Consider the following 14755-nt stretch of genomic DNA (forward strand, 5'->3'; position numbering starts at 1 on the left):
GTACGCCAAATGTTGCAACCAAAGCGTACGAAGTTCCGCAAGCAGATGACTGGCCACAACCGTGGTCTGGCACTGCGCGGTAGCAAAGTCAGCTTCGGCGAATTCGCGCTGAAAGCTGTTGCCCGCGGTCGTCTCACCGCCCGTCAGATCGAGTCGGCACGTCGTGCCCTGACCCGTCACGTAAAACGTGGCGGCAAGATCTGGATCCGTGTATTCCCGGACAAGCCTGTAACCAAGAAGCCTCTTGAAGTGCGGATGGGTAAAGGTAAGGGTTCGGTAGAATACTGGGTTGCCCAGATCCAGCCAGGCAAAGTCCTGTACGAGATCGAGGGTGTTTCTGAAGAGTTGGCGCGTGAGGCTTTTGCCCTGGCTGCTGCAAAGCTGCCACTCGCCACCTCCTTTGTTAAGCGGACGGTGATGTGATGAAAGCGAATGAACTTCGTGAGAAATCAGCACAGCAGCTGAATGAGCAATTGCTCGGCCTGCTGCGCGACCAGTTCAATCTGCGTATGCAGAAAGCAACTGGTCAGTTGGGGCAGTCGCACCTGCTCTCGCAAGTTAAGCGTGACATCGCTCGCGTGAAAACTGTGCTCAACCAGCAGGCAGGTAAGTGATCATGGCTGAAGCTGAAAAAACCGTCCGTACGCTGACCGGCCGTGTCGTCAGTGACAAAATGGACAAGACCATCACCGTACTGATCGAGCGTCGCGTAAAGCACCCGATCTACGGTAAATACGTTAAGCGTTCGACTAAGCTGCACGCGCACGACGAAACCAATCAGTGCCATATCGGCGACAAGGTCACGATTCGTGAAACTCGTCCGGTAGCCAAGACCAAGTCCTGGGCGCTGGTTGAGATCCTCGAACGCGCTGTGGAAGTCTAAGGGCTAGGGGTCGGAGAAATTTTATGATTCAGACTCAATCCATGCTCGATGTGGCCGACAACAGTGGCGCTCGCCGTGTGATGTGCATCAAGGTGCTCGGTGGTTCCCATCGTCGTTACGCTGGTATCGGTGACATCATCAAAGTAACCGTCAAGGAAGCAATTCCTCGCGGTAAAGTGAAGAAAGGCCAGGTAATGACTGCTGTTGTAGTCCGTACCCGTCACGGCGTTCGCCGTGCCGACGGTTCGATCATTCGCTTCGATGGTAACGCTGCTGTTCTGCTGAACAACAAGCAAGAGCCGATCGGTACCCGTATCTTTGGGCCAGTGACTCGTGAACTTCGCGGTGAGAAGTTCATGAAGATCGTCTCGCTCGCCCCTGAAGTGCTGTAAGGAGATCCGACATGCAAAAGATTCGTCGTGACGACGAGATCATCGTGATCGCCGGCAAAGACAAAGGTAAGCGCGGTAAGGTGCTGAAGGTGCTCGCTGACGACCGTCTGGTCGTTGGTGGGATCAACCTGGTCAAGCGCCATACCAAGCCTAACCCGATGTCGGGCGTACAGGGCGGTATCGTCGAGAAAGAAGCGCCACTGCACGCTTCCAACGTAGCCATTTTCAACAGCGAAACCAGCAAGGCTGATCGCGTAGGCTTCAAAGTTGAAGAAGGCAAAAAAATTCGTGTCTTCAAGTCGACCCAAAAAGCGGTTGATGCTTGAACACTGCTAGGTAGAAGACCATGGCACGACTGAAAGAGATTTATCGGAAGGAAATCGCTCCCAAGCTTAAGGAAGATCTTAAGCTGGCGAACGTGATGGAAGTTCCGCGCGTTACAAAAATCACCCTGAACATGGGTCTGGGCGAAGCGATCGGCGACAAAAAAGTCATCGAACACGCTGTGGCTGATCTGGAAAAGATCACCGGTCAGAAAGCCATTGTGACTTACGCTCGTAAATCCATCGCGGGCTTCAAAGTCCGTGAGGGATGGCCGATTGGCGTCAAGGTTACTCTGCGCCGTGATCGTATGTACGAGTTCCTGGATCGTCTGCTGTCGATCTCCCTGCCTCGGGTTCGCGACTTCCGCGGCCTGAATGCCAAGTCCTTCGATGGTCGTGGCAACTACAGCATGGGCGTGAAAGAGCAGATCATTTTCCCGGAAATCGATTACGACAAGATCGATGCTCTGCGCGGTCTGGACATTACCCTGACCACCACTGCCAAGAACGATGAAGAAGGCCGCGCTCTGCTGCGTGCTTTCAAATTCCCGTTCCGCAACTGATTGGAGTAGGACTAATGGCCAAGAAGAGCATGAAAAACCGTGAGCTGAAGCGTCAGCTCACCGTTGCCAAGTACGCCAAGAAGCGTGCAGAGCTGAAAGCAATCATCGTGGATCTGAACGCAAGTCCAGAAGCACGTTGGGAAGCTACCGTAGCCCTGCAGAAGCAACCACGTGACGCCAGCGCTGCGCGCCTGCGTAACCGTTGCCGCCTGACTGGTCGTCCGCACGGCGTGTACCGCAAGTTCGGCCTGGGCCGTAACATGCTGCGTCAAGCTGCAATGCGTGGTGACGTACCAGGTCTGGTTAAAGCCAGCTGGTAATACCTTTCTCGTGTCGCAAGGCCGGCGGGTCAAACCGTCGGTCAGCGCGAACCCCGAGATTGAATCAAGCCCCTTTTGGGGCTTGATTCATTTCTGGCGTAGGTCTAGAATTGCCGGCTCGCCTGAGCCCGTGTTTTTATGACCGGAGTCGTTCGGCGACATGCTGTAGCCGCGAGGCTAATTTTATTTGTATCAGGAGCGTCTAGCCCATGAGTATGCAGGACCCGTTAGCGGACATGCTAACTCGTATCCGTAATGCCCAGATGGCCGAAAAGCCCGTTGTAAGCATGCCATCCTCCACGTTGAAGGTGGCTGTAGCCAAAGTCCTGAAGGACGAAGGTTACATTGCGGATTACCAGGTCAGCGGCGAAGTCAAGCCTTCGCTGTCTATTGAGCTGAAGTACTTCGAAGGCCGTCCAGTCATCGAAGAAGTCAAACGCGTCAGCCGTCCAGGCCTGCGTCAGTACAAGTCCTCCGACGATCTGCCAAAAGTTCGTGGCGGTCTCGGTGTGTCTATCGTCTCCACCAACAAAGGTGTGATGACGGATCGTGCTGCACGCGCTGCCGGTGTCGGTGGCGAAGTGCTTTGCACAGTGTTCTAAGGGGGGGATAGGTATGTCACGCGTAGCTAAGAACCCCGTCAAGCTGCCATCGGGCGTCGAAGTCAAACTCGTCGGTCAGCAGCTTTCGGTGAAGGGTGCCAAGGGTACTCTTGAACTGAACGTCCATTCGTCCGTTGAAATTGTTGAAGAGTCCGGTGAGCTGCGTTTTGCTGCTCGCAACGGCGATCAACAAACTCGCGCAATGGCCGGTACCACCCGTGCCCTGGTCAACAACATGGTCCAAGGCGTAAGCCAAGGCTTCGAGCGCAAGCTCCAGCTGGTCGGTGTTGGTTACAAGGCGCAAGTTAAAGGCTCGGTCCTGAACCTGGCACTTGGCTTCTCGCACCCGGTGGATTACGAACTGCCAAATGGCATCACCGCTGAGACCCCCAGCCAGACCGATATCTTTATTCGTGGTATCGACAAGCAGTTGGTTGGTCAAGTGGCCGCTGAGATCCGCGACTTCCGCCGTCCTGAGCCGTACAAAGGCAAAGGTGTGCGTTACGCGGACGAAGTCGTCCGTCGTAAAGAAGCCAAGAAGAAGTAGGGCATAGCAAATGACCGTCAAAAAAGTTACCCGACTGCGTCGCGCTCGCAAAGCACGCCTGAAAATGCACGAACTCGAAGTCGTGCGCCTCTGCGTGCACCGCTCTTCGCAGCACATTTATGCCCAGGTCATCTCGGCCGACGGCAGCAAAGTCCTGGCAAGCGCTTCGACTTTGGACAAAGAACTGCGTGATGCTGCCACCGGCAACATCGAGGCGGCCACTAAGGTTGGCAAGTTGGTTGCTGAGCGTGCTAAGGCCGCTGGTGTATCGCAAGTTGCTTTCGACCGTTCTGGCTTCAAGTACCACGGCCGTGTCAAAGCGCTGGCTGATGCTGCTCGTGAAGGCGGGCTGGAGTTCTAAGTTATGGCAAATAACGACCAAAAACGCGACGAAGGCTACATCGAGAAGCTCGTCCAGGTTAACCGCGTTGCCAAGACCGTCAAAGGCGGTCGTATCTTCACTTTCACCGCGTTGACCGTGGTGGGTGATGGCAAAGGCCGTGTTGGCTTCGGTCGCGGCAAATCCCGCGAAGTACCTGCTGCTATCCAGAAAGCTATGGAAGCTGCTCGTCGCAACATGATCCAGGTTGATCTGGACGGCACCACTCTGCAGTACGCTATCAAGTCCGCCCACGGCGCTTCGAAGGTGTACATGCAGCCTGCTTCCGAAGGTACCGGTATCATCGCCGGTGGCGCGATGCGTGCCGTACTGGAAGTCGCTGGTGTCCAGAACGTTCTGGCCAAGTGCTACGGCTCGACTAACCCTGTAAACGTGGTTCACGCCACTTTCAAGGGTCTGAAGAGCATGCAGTCTCCTGAGTCCATTGCTGCCAAGCGTGGCAAGCGTGTTGAGGAGATCGTCTGATCATGGCTACCGTTAAAGTAACGCTGATCAAAAGCACCGCCGGCCGTCTCCCTAACCACAAACTGTGCGTTAAGGGTCTGGGTCTGCGTCGCATCGGTCACACCGTAGAAGTCCTTGATACTCCCGAGAATCGCGGGATGATCAACAAGGCTTACTACCTGCTGCGCGTCGAGGGTTAATCGATGAAACTCAATGATCTGAGTCCTGCTCCGGGTTCCCGCCCAGAGAAGCATCGTCCGGGCCGTGGTATCGGTAGCGGTTTGGGCAAGACCGGTGGCCGCGGCCACAAAGGTCAAACCTCCCGCTCCGGTGGCACCATTGCTCCGGGCTTTGAGGGTGGCCAACAGCCCCTGCATCGTCGTCTGCCGAAGTTCGGTTTCGTTTCCCTGAAAGCCATGGACCGCGCAGAAGTGCGTCTGTCCGAGCTGGCCAAAGTGGAAGGCGACATCGTTACTGTGCAGACCTTGAAAGATGCCAACGTGATTAACCAGAACGTACAGCGTGTGAAAATCATGCTGTCGGGCGAAGTTACTCGCGCTGTCACTATCAAGGGTATCGCCGTCACCAAAGGTGCACGTGCGGCTATCGAAGCAGCTGGCGGCAAGTTCGAGGAATAAATGGCTAAGCAAGGTGCTCTCTCAGCGCTCAGCAAAGGCGGGTTGTCCGAACTCTGGGCTCGACTGCGTTTCCTGTTCCTGGCGATTATCGTCTATCGGATCGGTGCGCATATCCCAGTGCCAGGTATCAACCCGGACCGGCTGGCCGAACTGTTTCGACAGAATGAGGGGACCATTCTTAGCTTGTTCAACATGTTTTCCGGTGGCGCACTGGAACGGATGAGCATCTTTGCACTGGGGATCATGCCGTATATCTCGGCATCGATCATCATGCAGCTGATGACCGCCGTCAGTCCGCAACTGGAGCAGTTGAAGAAGGAAGGTGAGGCTGGTCGTCGCAAGATCAGCCAATACACCCGCTATCTCACCGTCATCCTGGCCCTGGTTCAAGCTGTCGGCATGTCCGTCGGCCTGGCGGGTCAGGGCGTTGCGTTCTCTGCAGACTTCGGCTTCCACTTCGTGGCCGTCACCACCTTTGTGGCGGGGGCGATGTTCATGATGTGGCTGGGCGAGCAGATTACCGAGCGCGGTGTTGGCAACGGTATCTCGATGTTGATCTTCGCAGGTATTGTTGCCGGTCTTCCGAGGGCGATCGGGCAGTCTTTCGAGTCTGCACGTCAGGGCGATATCAACATTTTCGCGTTGGTCGCCATCGGGTTGCTGGCTGTAGCGATCATCGGTTTTGTGGTGTTCATCGAGCGTGGCCAGCGTCGTATTGCTGTGCACTACGCCAAGCGTCAGCAGGGCCGCAAGGTCTTTGCTGCGCAGACCAGCCACTTGCCGTTGAAAGTGAACATGGCAGGCGTTATTCCTGCCATCTTCGCAAGCAGCATTTTGCTGTTCCCGGCTTCGTTGGGTTCCTGGTTTGGTCAGTCCGAAGGTATGGGCTGGTTGCAGGACATCTCGCAGTCGATCGCTCCTGGTCAGCCGTTGAACATTCTGCTGTTTAGTGCAGGGATCATTTTCTTCTGCTTCTTCTATACGGCGTTGATGTTCAATCCGAAAGACGTAGCGGAAAACCTGAAAAAGTCCGGTGCCTTTATTCCGGGTATCCGTCCAGGCGAACAGTCGGCCCGCTACATTGATGGCGTGTTGACCCGTTTGACCCTGTTCGGTGCTCTCTATATGACGGCGGTGTGTCTGCTTCCCCAGTTTCTGGTGGTCGCGGCCAACGTTCCGTTCTACCTTGGCGGGACCTCGTTGCTGATCGTGGTCGTGGTTGTGATGGACTTCATGTCGCAAGTACAATCGCACCTCGTTTCGCACCAGTATGAATCCCTGATGAAGAAAGCCAACCTGAAGGGCTACGGCGGCAGCAACATGCTGCGCTGAGAGACCCATAAGGTTCGAGGAGTTGGTGATGAAAGTTCGTGCATCGGTGAAAAAGCTGTGCCGCAACTGCAAGATTATTCGCCGCGAAGGTGTCGTTCGAGTAATTTGCAGCGCGGAACCACGTCATAAGCAGCGCCAAGGCTGATTGTGAGCTGTGTTTAAGCCCAGCAGCTAGTGCGCTGCTGGGTTGATTATTTGTTACTACAGCGATATTATCTCGCGCCCTATTTCTTGGCTTCCGGGGCGTAGGTAGCTGTCAACTGGAGTTCCACTGAATGGCCCGTATTGCAGGCGTTAACATTCCGGATAACAAGCATACTGTTATCTCGCTGACCTACATCTACGGTGTTGGTCGCACCACTGCGCAGAAAATCTGTGCAGTTACCGGGGTAAACCCGGCCGCAAAGATCAAGGATCTGAGCGACGAGCAGATCGAACAACTGCGTGGCGAAGTGGCGAAGATCACCACTGAAGGTGACCTGCGTCGCGAAATCAACATGAAGATCAAACGCTTGATGGACCTGGGCTGCTACCGCGGTCTGCGTCATCGTCGCGGTCTGCCAGTACGCGGTCAGCGTACCAAGACCAACGCACGTACTCGCAAAGGTCCGCGCAAGCCGATCCGCAAGTAATCGCTCCAGCGTTTCGACAGGAATATAGTCATGGCAAAACCTGCTGCTCGTCCTCGTAAGAAAGTCAAAAAGACAGTGGTTGATGGCATCGCCCACATCCACGCGTCTTTTAACAACACCATCGTCACCATCACCGATCGTCAAGGTAACGCGCTGTCTTGGGCTACCTCCGGCGGTTCGGGTTTCCGTGGTTCGCGTAAGTCCACCCCGTTCGCGGCTCAAGTAGCTGCCGAGCGTGCTGGTCAAGCCGCGCTGGAGTACGGTCTGAAGAACCTCGACGTCAACGTCAAGGGTCCAGGCCCAGGTCGTGAGTCTGCCGTTCGTGCTTTGAATGGTTGTGGCTATAAGATCGCCAGCATCACCGACGTGACGCCAATCCCGCACAACGGGTGCCGTCCGCCGAAGAAGCGCCGCGTGTAATCCAGGAGACTGTAAGAAATGGCTCGTTACATTGGTCCAAAATGCAAACTTGCTCGCCGTGAAGGCACCGACCTCTTTCTGAAGAGCGGTGTTCGCGCACTCGAGTCCAAGTGCAACATCGAAGCAGCTCCAGGCATCCACGGTCAGCGCCGCGGTCGTCAGTCCGATTACGGCACCCAGCTGCGTGAAAAGCAAAAAGTACGTCGTATCTACGGTGTTCTCGAGCGTCAGTTCAGCGGCTACTACAAGCAAGCCGCTAGCAAGAAAGGTGCAACCGGTGAAAACCTGCTGCAACTGCTCGAATGCCGTCTGGACAACGTCGTATATCGCATGGGCTTCGGCTCGACGCGTGCCGAATCCCGTCAACTGGTTTCGCACAAGTCCATCAGCGTAAACGGTCAGACCGTTAACGTACCTTCGTATCAGGTACGTGCTGGCGACGTCGTTGCTGTGCGTGAAAAAGCTAAGAACCAACTGCGTATTGTCCAGGCTCTGGATCTGTGTGCCCAACGTGGCCGCGTAGAATGGGTAGACGTAGACACTGAGAAGAAATCGGGCGTTTTCAAAAGCGTTCCTGCTCGCAGTGATCTATCCGCCGACATCAACGAAAGCCTGATTGTCGAGCTCTACTCCAAGTAAGGGCTAGAAAATAGGTGCATCCATGCAGAGTTCGGTAAATGAGTTCCTGACACCCCGCCATATTGATGTGCAGGTTGTCAGTCCAACCCGCGCCAAAATCACGCTCGAGCCTCTCGAGCGTGGCTTCGGCCACACCCTGGGCAACGCGCTGCGTCGCATTCTGTTGTCCTCCATGCCCGGCTGTGCAGTAGTCGAGGCCGAGATCGACGGTGTACTCCACGAGTACAGCGCGATCGAAGGTGTACAGGAAGATGTCATTGAAATCCTGTTGAACCTCAAGGGCCTGGCTATCAAGCTGCACGGTCGAGACGAAGTTACGCTGACCTTGTCTAAAAAGGGTTCGGGGGTGGTTACCGCTGCCGATATTCAGCTGGATCACGATGTCGAGATCGTCAACCCCGATCACGTAATCGCTAACCTGGCGTCCAACGGCGTCCTGAACATGAAGCTCACCGTAGCTCGTGGTCGTGGTTATGAGCCGGCAGACTCGCGTCAGAGCGATGAAGACGAAAGCCGCAGCATTGGTCGCTTGCAGCTTGACTCTTCGTTCAGCCCGGTACGTCGTATCGCTTACGTGGTGGAAAACGCCCGTGTCGAGCAGCGTACTAACCTGGACAAGCTGGTTATTGATCTGGAAACCAACGGTACTCTGGATCCTGAAGAGGCCATTCGCCGCGCTGCAACCATCCTGCAACAGCAGTTGGCTGCGTTCGTCGACCTCAAAGGTGACAGTGAGCCAGTGGTAGTCGAACAGGAAGACGAGATCGATCCGATCCTGCTTCGTCCGGTTGACGATTTGGAACTGACTGTACGTTCGGCCAACTGCCTGAAGGCGGAGAACATCTACTACATCGGCGACCTGATTCAGCGCACCGAAGTAGAGCTGTTGAAAACTCCGAACCTGGGCAAGAAGTCCCTGACCGAGATCAAGGACGTATTGGCCTCCCGTGGTCTGTCACTCGGCATGCGCCTCGACAACTGGCCGCCGGCAAGTCTTAAGAAGGACGACAAGGCCACGGCCTGATCGTCGTAATCACCGAACGAGAGTTTGGTAAGGAATGAACCATGCGTCATCGTAAAAGTGGACGTCACCTGAGCCGTACCAGCTCCCACCGCAAAGCCATGTTCCAGAACATGGCGGTGTCGCTGTTCGAGCACGAGCTGATCAAGACTACCCTGCCGAAAGCCAAGGAACTGCGCCGCGTTGCCGAGCCGCTGATCACCCTGGCCAAGGTAGACAGCGTTGCTAACCGCCGTTTGGCTTTCGACCGTACTCGTTCGAAAGAAATGGTTGGCAAACTGTTCAACGATCTGGGCAAGCGCTACGCCACCCGTCAGGGCGGCTACCTGCGCATCCTGAAGTGCGGTTTCCGCGCTGGCGACAACGCGCCAATGGCGTACGTCGAGCTGGTTGATCGTCCTGTTGGCGGCGCTGTAGAAGCTGCCGAATAAGACGTCAGTCTGATCACAAAAAACCGGGCCTAGTGCCCGGTTTTTTGTTGTCTGGTATTGGCAATCCCTATCAACGTTTAACAATCAATCAATTTACGATTGTAAAGACTTTGGACAATAATCTTCCCCAAGCCCATTAGCCGGCTGCACCAAGCCTGAGGAAGATAATTAGATGAGCCAGAACAGAACGCTTACAACCGCCAGCGGCGCTCCTGTCGCCGACAACCAGAACTCTCGTTCTGCAGGCCCACGTGGTCCCTTGCTGCTTGAAGACTTTCACCTGATCGAGAAGCTCGCGCACTTCAACCGCGAGAACATCCCTGAGCGTCGTGTACACGCCAAGGGTTCGGGTGCCCACGGCACTTTCACGGTCACCCGCGACATCACTCAATACAGCTACGCCAGGCTGTTCGAGTCGGTCGGCAAACAGACGCCGATCTTCCTGCGTTTCTCCACCGTCGGTGGCGAGCGTGGCTCGGCGGATACCGAGCGCGATCCTCGTGGTTTCGCCATCAAGTTCTATACCGAAGAAGGCAACTGGGACATCGTGGGTAACAACACGCCGGTGTTCTTTATCCGCGATCCGCTGAAATTCCCCGACTTTATCCACACCCAGAAGCGCTTGCCGCAGAGCAACCTGAAAAGCGGTCAGATGATGTGGGATTTCTGGTCGCATTCGCCTGAAGCGTTGCACCAGGTCACGATTCTGTTTTCCGACCGTGGGATCCCGGATGGCTATCGCCACATGCACGGCTTCGGCAGCCACACGTACAGCCTGATCAACGAGGCCGGTGAGCGTCATTGGGTCAAATGGCACTACAAGACCAAACAAGGCATCAAGAACCTGCCACCGGTCGAGGCGGCGCGCCTGGCCGGTACAGATCCGGACTATGCCCAGCGTGATCTGTTCGGTGCCATCGAGCGCGGTGACTTCCCGAAATGGCAGGTGTGCATTCAGATCATGACTGAAGAGCAGGCGGCCAATCACTACGAAAACCCTTTCGATGTGACCAAGACCTGGTCGCAGAAAGAATTCCCGCTGATCGAAGTCGGCGAGCTGGAGCTCAACCGTAACCCGCTCAACTACTTTGCCGAAGTCGAGCAGGCGGCGTTCGGGCCGAGCAACATGGTGCCGGGTGTTGGCCTGTCGCCAGACCGCATGCTGCAAGGCCGTGTATTCGCCTATGCCGATGCGCATCGCTATCGCGTAGGCACCAATCACCAGCACCTGCCGATCAACGCCTCGCAAAGCCCTGTGCACACTTACCAGCGTGACGGCGCGATGGCCCTGGGCAACAACGGTGGTGCAGCGCCCAACTACGAGCCCAACAGCTACGCCGATGCACCCAAGCAAGCGCCTCGCTACGCTGAGCCTGCACTGGCGCTCAGTGGCACGGCCGATCGTCACGATCACCGCGAAGACACCGACTATTACAGCCATGCCGGCAAGTTGTTCAACCTGATGAACGACGATCAGAAAGCCCTGCTGATCAACAATATCGCCGGTGCGATGGCCGGGGTCAGCAGCGATGTGGTGCAGCGTCAGTTGCAGCACTTCTACAAGGCTGACGCCGCTTATGGCGAAGGCGTTGCCAAAGCGCTGGGCGTAACCTTGAGCTAAGTCGTAGTGATAAACAGAACCGCCCGCATTTGGGCGGTTTTTCGCATCTGGATGCCCGATTTTCGCTGCTTTTTATCGAATTATTGCGCCAACGGTCGTGACCTTGGAGACGCCTTGGTTCAAAATACAGCCTTTCAGCAGGAGATGGACGGCGATGCAAGGCCACCCAGACGTAATCGATTATCTCAACACGTTGCTCACCGGCGAGCTCGCCGCCCGCGATCAATATTTCATCCATTCGCGCATGTACGAAGACTGGGGTTTCGCCAAGCTCTACGAGCGCATCAACCATGAGATGGAAGAAGAAGGGCAACACGCCGATGCGTTGATCCGTCGGATCCTGATGCTCGAAGGCACTCCACGCATGCGTCCCGATGATCTGGACGTCGGCACCACCGTGCCGGAGATGCTGGCCAGTGACCTGCGCCTGGAATACAAGGTCCGCGGCGCACTGTGCAAAGGCATCGCACTGTGCGAGCAACATGGCGACTACATAAGCCGCGACATCCTGCGCGCCCAACTGGCCGACACCGAAGAAGATCACACCTACTGGCTGGAGCAGCAGATGGGCCTGATCAAGTCCATCGGCCTGCAGAACTACCTGCAATCGCAGTTCTGAGTCGACGCCTGTAAAAAAGCCCCTGCACTTACCGTGACAGGGGCTTTTTCATGTCGCCGGTTTACGCGCGATCCCGCTCCAGCAGCGGTTTCAGGTAATGCCCGGTATACGACTGCTCCATCTCGGCCACCTGCTCGGGCGTGCCGACCGCAATGATCTGCCCGCCGCGTGAACCGCCTTCCGGCCCCAGGTCGACCAGCCAGTCGGCGGTCTTGATAACGTCCAGGTTGTGCTCGATCACCACAACGGTGTTGCCGTGGTCGCGCAGGCGATGCAGCACATCGAGCAATTGCTGGATATCGGCAAAGTGCAGGCCGGTGGTCGGCTCGTCGAGGATGTACAGGGTCTTGCGGGTATCGCGCTTGGACAGCTCGCGCGACAGCTTGACCCGCTGCGCCTCACCACCCGACAGCGTGGTCGCCGACTGCCCCAGCTTGATGTACGACAGCCCGACATCGACCAGCGTTTGCAGCTTGCGCGCCAGCGCCGGCACCGCTTCGAAGAACTCGCGGGCATCCTCGATGGTCATTTCCAGCACCTCGTGGATGTTCTTGCCCTTGTACTTGATCTCCAGCGTCTCGCGGTTATAGCGCTTGCTCTTGCACACATCGCACGGCACATAGATGTCGGGCAAGAAGTGCATCTCGACCTTGATCAAGCCGTCGCCCTGACAGGCTTCGCAGCGTCCGCCCTTGACGTTGAACGAGAAACGGCCCGGGCCGTAGCCGCGCGAACGCGACTCCGGCACCCCGGAAAACAGCTCGCGGATCGGCGTGAACAAACCTGTATAGGTCGCCGGGTTGGAACGTGGCGTGCGCCCGATCGGGCTCTGGTCGATATCGACCACCTTGTCCAGGTGCTGCAAGCCATTGATGCTGTCATGCGCCGAGGCTTCCAGCGTCGTGGCGCCGTTAAGGGCCGTGGCGCTGAGCGGGAACAGGGTGTTATTGATCAGCGTCGACTTGCCCGAGCCGGAAACACCGGTCACGCAGGTCAGCAGGCCAATCGGGATCTCCAGGTTCACATTGCGCAGGTTGTTGCCGCGCGCGCCCTTGAGGGTCAGCGACAGCTTCTTGTTGCGCGGCGTGCGCTTGGCCGGCACGGCAATCTTGACCCGGCCCGACAGGTACTTGCCGGTCAGCGAATCAGGGTGCGCCATGACCTCGTCAGGCGTGCCCTCGGCCACGATCTGCCCGCCATGCACGCCGGCACCCGGGCCGATATCCACCACGTAGTCGGCCAGGCGAATGGCGTCCTCGTCGTGTTCGACCACGATGACCGTGTTGCCGATATCGCGCAGGTGTTTCAGCGTCCCCAGCAAGCGATCGTTATCACGCTGGTGCAAGCCAATGGACGGCTCATCGAGGATGTACATGACGCCCACCAGCCCGGCGCCGATCTGGCTGGCCAGGCGAATCCGCTGCGCCTCACCGCCCGACAGCGTATCGGCACTGCGGTCCAGGGTCAGGTAATCCAGGCCGACGTTGACCAGAAACTGCAAGCGCTCGCAGATTTCCTTGAGAATCTTGGCCGCGATTTCGCCGCGCCGTCCGGTCAGCGTCAGGGCGGCAAAATAGTCGGTAGCATCGCCAATCGGCAGGCTGGTCACCGCCGGCAGGGTCTTGTCGCCGACCCACACATGCCGCGCCTCACGACGCAGGCGCGTACCACGGCAATCCGGGCAGGCCTGGGTGCTGAGCAATTTGGCCAGCTCTTCACGCACGCTGCTCGACTCGGTTTCGCGGTAGCGGCGCTCAAGGTTCGGCACGATGCCTTCAAACGGGTGCGAACGCTTGACGATGTCGCCGCGGTCGTTGAGGTAGCGGAACTCGACACTGTGCGTGCCGCTGCCACTGAGCAACACCTTCTGGATATCCGCCGGCAGTTCCTTGAACGGCACTTCCAGGCTGAAGCCATAGTGCTGGGCCATCGAGCCCAGCATCTGGAAGTAATACACGTTGCGCCGGTCCCAGCCGCGTATTGCGCCCTCGGCCAGGGTCAGTTCGGCATTGACCAGGCGTTTGACGTCGAAGAACTGCTTCACGCCCAGGCCATCGCAGGTCGGGCAGGCGCCGGCCGGGTTGTTGAACGAAAACAGCTTGGGTTCCAGCTCGCTGATGGCATGACCGCAGATCGGGCAGGCAAAGCGCGCCGAGAAGATCATCTCTTCGCCGGGCTCGTCGTCCATCGGCGCGACCCAGGCAATGCCGTCGGCCAGTTGCAGGGCGGTCTCGAACGACTCGGCCAGCCGCTGTTGCAGATCGGCGCGGACCTTGAAGCGGTCGACCACCACATCGATGGAGTGCTTCTTCTGTTTATCCAGCTTCGGCACTTCGTCCAGCTCGTACAGCTTGCCGTTGATCCGTGCCCGCACGAAGCCCTGGGCACGCAGCTCTTCGAACACCGACAGGTGCTCGCCCTTGCGCTCGCGCACCACCGGCGCCAGCAGCATCAGCCGGCGGCCTTCGGGTTGCGCCAGCACCAGGTCGACCATCTGGCTGACGGTCTGCGCCTCAAGCGGGATATCGTGATCCGGGCAACGCGGCTGACCGACCCGCGCATACAGCAGGCGCAAGTAGTCATAAATCTCGGTAATGGTGCCGACCGTCGAGCGCGGGTTGTGCGAGGTGGATTTCTGCTCGATCGAAATCGCCGGCGACAAGCCTTCGATGGTATCGACGTCGGGCTTTTCCATCATCGACAGAAATTGCCGGGCATAGGCCGACAGCGACTCGACGTAGCGGCGCTGGCCCTCGGCATACAATGTATCGAACGCCAGCGACGACTTGCCCGAGCCCGAAAGCCCGGTAATGACGATCAGTTTGTCGCGAGGAAGGGTCAGGTCGATATTTTTCAGGTTGTGGGTTCGAGCCCCACGAATCAGGATTTTGTCCACTACGGCCTCGCTTGGCGGGCATAAACGACGGA

At 57.3% G+C, this 14755-nt stretch carries 23 protein-coding genes; 22 read left to right on the forward strand and 1 reads right to left on the reverse strand.

Features of this window, described 5'->3' with window-relative positions:
- The first annotated feature begins 9 nt into the window (after positions 1 to 9).
- The 22 genes from rplP to bfr all read left to right on the forward strand — a co-directional run bounded on the left by rplP (position 10) and on the right by bfr (position 11827).
- A complete protein-coding gene (rplP, locus tag ACYAS9_RS15415) occupies positions 10 to 423 on the forward strand; it encodes a 50S ribosomal protein L16 (RefSeq protein WP_009397508.1) in 414 nt (137 codons plus the stop codon).
- On the forward strand, positions 423 to 614 hold the full coding sequence (rpmC, locus tag ACYAS9_RS15420; protein ID WP_002555481.1) for a 50S ribosomal protein L29: 192 nt from the start codon (positions 423 to 425) through the stop codon (positions 612 to 614). Before rplP ends, rpmC begins: the two co-directional genes overlap by 1 nt.
- A 2-nt stretch (positions 615 to 616) precedes the next feature.
- Complete coding sequence (gene rpsQ, locus ACYAS9_RS15425) at positions 617 to 883, forward strand: 30S ribosomal protein S17 (protein WP_056836323.1); 267 nt, start codon at positions 617 to 619, stop codon at positions 881 to 883.
- A gap of 23 nt (positions 884 to 906) precedes the next feature.
- A complete protein-coding gene (gene rplN, locus ACYAS9_RS15430; RefSeq protein WP_045484118.1) occupies positions 907 to 1275 on the forward strand; it encodes a 50S ribosomal protein L14 in 369 nt (122 codons plus the stop codon).
- Between the two features lie 11 nt (positions 1276 to 1286).
- Positions 1287 to 1601, forward strand: coding sequence for a 50S ribosomal protein L24 (gene rplX, locus ACYAS9_RS15435; RefSeq protein ID WP_056836274.1), 315 nt, complete (start codon positions 1287 to 1289; stop codon positions 1599 to 1601).
- A gap of 20 nt (positions 1602 to 1621) precedes the next feature.
- Positions 1622 to 2161 (forward strand): 50S ribosomal protein L5, encoded by a 540-nt coding sequence (gene rplE, locus ACYAS9_RS15440; protein WP_459748191.1) that lies wholly within the window; start codon positions 1622 to 1624, stop codon positions 2159 to 2161.
- 14 nt (positions 2162 to 2175) lie between these two features.
- Positions 2176 to 2481 (forward strand): 30S ribosomal protein S14, encoded by a 306-nt coding sequence (gene rpsN / locus ACYAS9_RS15445; protein WP_056836271.1) that lies wholly within the window; start codon positions 2176 to 2178, stop codon positions 2479 to 2481.
- Between the two features lie 209 nt (positions 2482 to 2690).
- Positions 2691 to 3083: a 30S ribosomal protein S8 gene (gene rpsH, locus ACYAS9_RS15450; protein ID WP_056836269.1), complete on the forward strand. Its 393-nt coding sequence runs from the start codon at positions 2691 to 2693 to the stop codon at positions 3081 to 3083.
- A gap of 13 nt (positions 3084 to 3096) precedes the next feature.
- A complete protein-coding gene (rplF, locus tag ACYAS9_RS15455; RefSeq protein WP_459748189.1) occupies positions 3097 to 3630 on the forward strand; it encodes a 50S ribosomal protein L6 in 534 nt (177 codons plus the stop codon).
- A gap of 10 nt (positions 3631 to 3640) precedes the next feature.
- Positions 3641 to 3991, forward strand: a complete 351-nt coding sequence (rplR, locus tag ACYAS9_RS15460) for a 50S ribosomal protein L18 (protein WP_056836265.1) — start codon at positions 3641 to 3643, stop codon at positions 3989 to 3991.
- 3 nt (positions 3992 to 3994) lie between these two features.
- Positions 3995 to 4495 carry a 30S ribosomal protein S5 gene (gene rpsE, locus ACYAS9_RS15465; RefSeq protein ID WP_056836263.1) on the forward strand — a complete coding sequence of 167 codons (501 nt, stop codon included), beginning with the start codon at positions 3995 to 3997 and terminating at the stop codon, positions 4493 to 4495.
- 2 nt (positions 4496 to 4497) lie between these two features.
- Positions 4498 to 4674 (forward strand): 50S ribosomal protein L30, encoded by a 177-nt coding sequence (gene rpmD, locus ACYAS9_RS15470; RefSeq protein ID WP_459748187.1) that lies wholly within the window; start codon positions 4498 to 4500, stop codon positions 4672 to 4674.
- A gap of 3 nt (positions 4675 to 4677) precedes the next feature.
- Positions 4678 to 5112: a 50S ribosomal protein L15 gene (gene rplO, locus ACYAS9_RS15475; protein WP_459748186.1), complete on the forward strand. Its 435-nt coding sequence runs from the start codon at positions 4678 to 4680 to the stop codon at positions 5110 to 5112.
- Complete coding sequence (gene secY, locus ACYAS9_RS15480; protein WP_459748185.1) at positions 5113 to 6444, forward strand: preprotein translocase subunit SecY; 1332 nt, start codon at positions 5113 to 5115, stop codon at positions 6442 to 6444.
- A gap of 28 nt (positions 6445 to 6472) precedes the next feature.
- Entirely contained in the window at positions 6473 to 6589 is a 117-nt protein-coding gene (rpmJ, locus tag ACYAS9_RS15485) for a 50S ribosomal protein L36 (RefSeq protein ID WP_002555468.1), read from the forward strand.
- Between the two features lie 130 nt (positions 6590 to 6719).
- Positions 6720 to 7076, forward strand: a complete 357-nt coding sequence (gene rpsM, locus ACYAS9_RS15490) for a 30S ribosomal protein S13 (protein WP_459748184.1) — start codon at positions 6720 to 6722, stop codon at positions 7074 to 7076.
- Positions 7077 to 7106: 30 nt separating this feature from the next.
- A complete protein-coding gene (gene rpsK / locus ACYAS9_RS15495; RefSeq protein WP_002555466.1) occupies positions 7107 to 7496 on the forward strand; it encodes a 30S ribosomal protein S11 in 390 nt (129 codons plus the stop codon).
- A gap of 18 nt (positions 7497 to 7514) precedes the next feature.
- On the forward strand, positions 7515 to 8135 hold the full coding sequence (gene rpsD / locus ACYAS9_RS15500; protein ID WP_056836251.1) for a 30S ribosomal protein S4: 621 nt from the start codon (positions 7515 to 7517) through the stop codon (positions 8133 to 8135).
- Positions 8136 to 8157: 22 nt separating this feature from the next.
- Positions 8158 to 9159, forward strand: a complete 1002-nt coding sequence (locus ACYAS9_RS15505; RefSeq protein WP_056836250.1) for a DNA-directed RNA polymerase subunit alpha — start codon at positions 8158 to 8160, stop codon at positions 9157 to 9159.
- A 41-nt stretch (positions 9160 to 9200) separates the two neighbouring features.
- Positions 9201 to 9587: a 50S ribosomal protein L17 gene (gene rplQ / locus ACYAS9_RS15510; protein ID WP_056836247.1), complete on the forward strand. Its 387-nt coding sequence runs from the start codon at positions 9201 to 9203 to the stop codon at positions 9585 to 9587.
- A gap of 172 nt (positions 9588 to 9759) precedes the next feature.
- Positions 9760 to 11208 (forward strand): catalase, encoded by a 1449-nt coding sequence (locus tag ACYAS9_RS15515; RefSeq protein WP_463569157.1) that lies wholly within the window; start codon positions 9760 to 9762, stop codon positions 11206 to 11208.
- Between the two features lie 154 nt (positions 11209 to 11362).
- The gene (gene bfr, locus ACYAS9_RS15520) at positions 11363 to 11827 is read left to right on the forward strand and encodes a bacterioferritin (protein WP_463569158.1); all 465 of its coding nucleotides are present in this window, start codon (positions 11363 to 11365) and stop codon (positions 11825 to 11827) included.
- Between the two features lie 61 nt (positions 11828 to 11888).
- Here bfr and uvrA read toward each other — a convergent pair whose 3' ends face one another.
- Positions 11889 to 14723 carry an excinuclease ABC subunit UvrA gene (gene uvrA / locus ACYAS9_RS15525; RefSeq protein ID WP_463569159.1) on the reverse strand — a complete coding sequence of 945 codons (2835 nt, stop codon included), beginning with the start codon at positions 14721 to 14723 and terminating at the stop codon, positions 11889 to 11891.
- Positions 14724 to 14755 lie beyond the last annotated feature (32 nt).

It is taken from the genome of Pseudomonas sp. HP_08 (assembly GCF_055284095.1).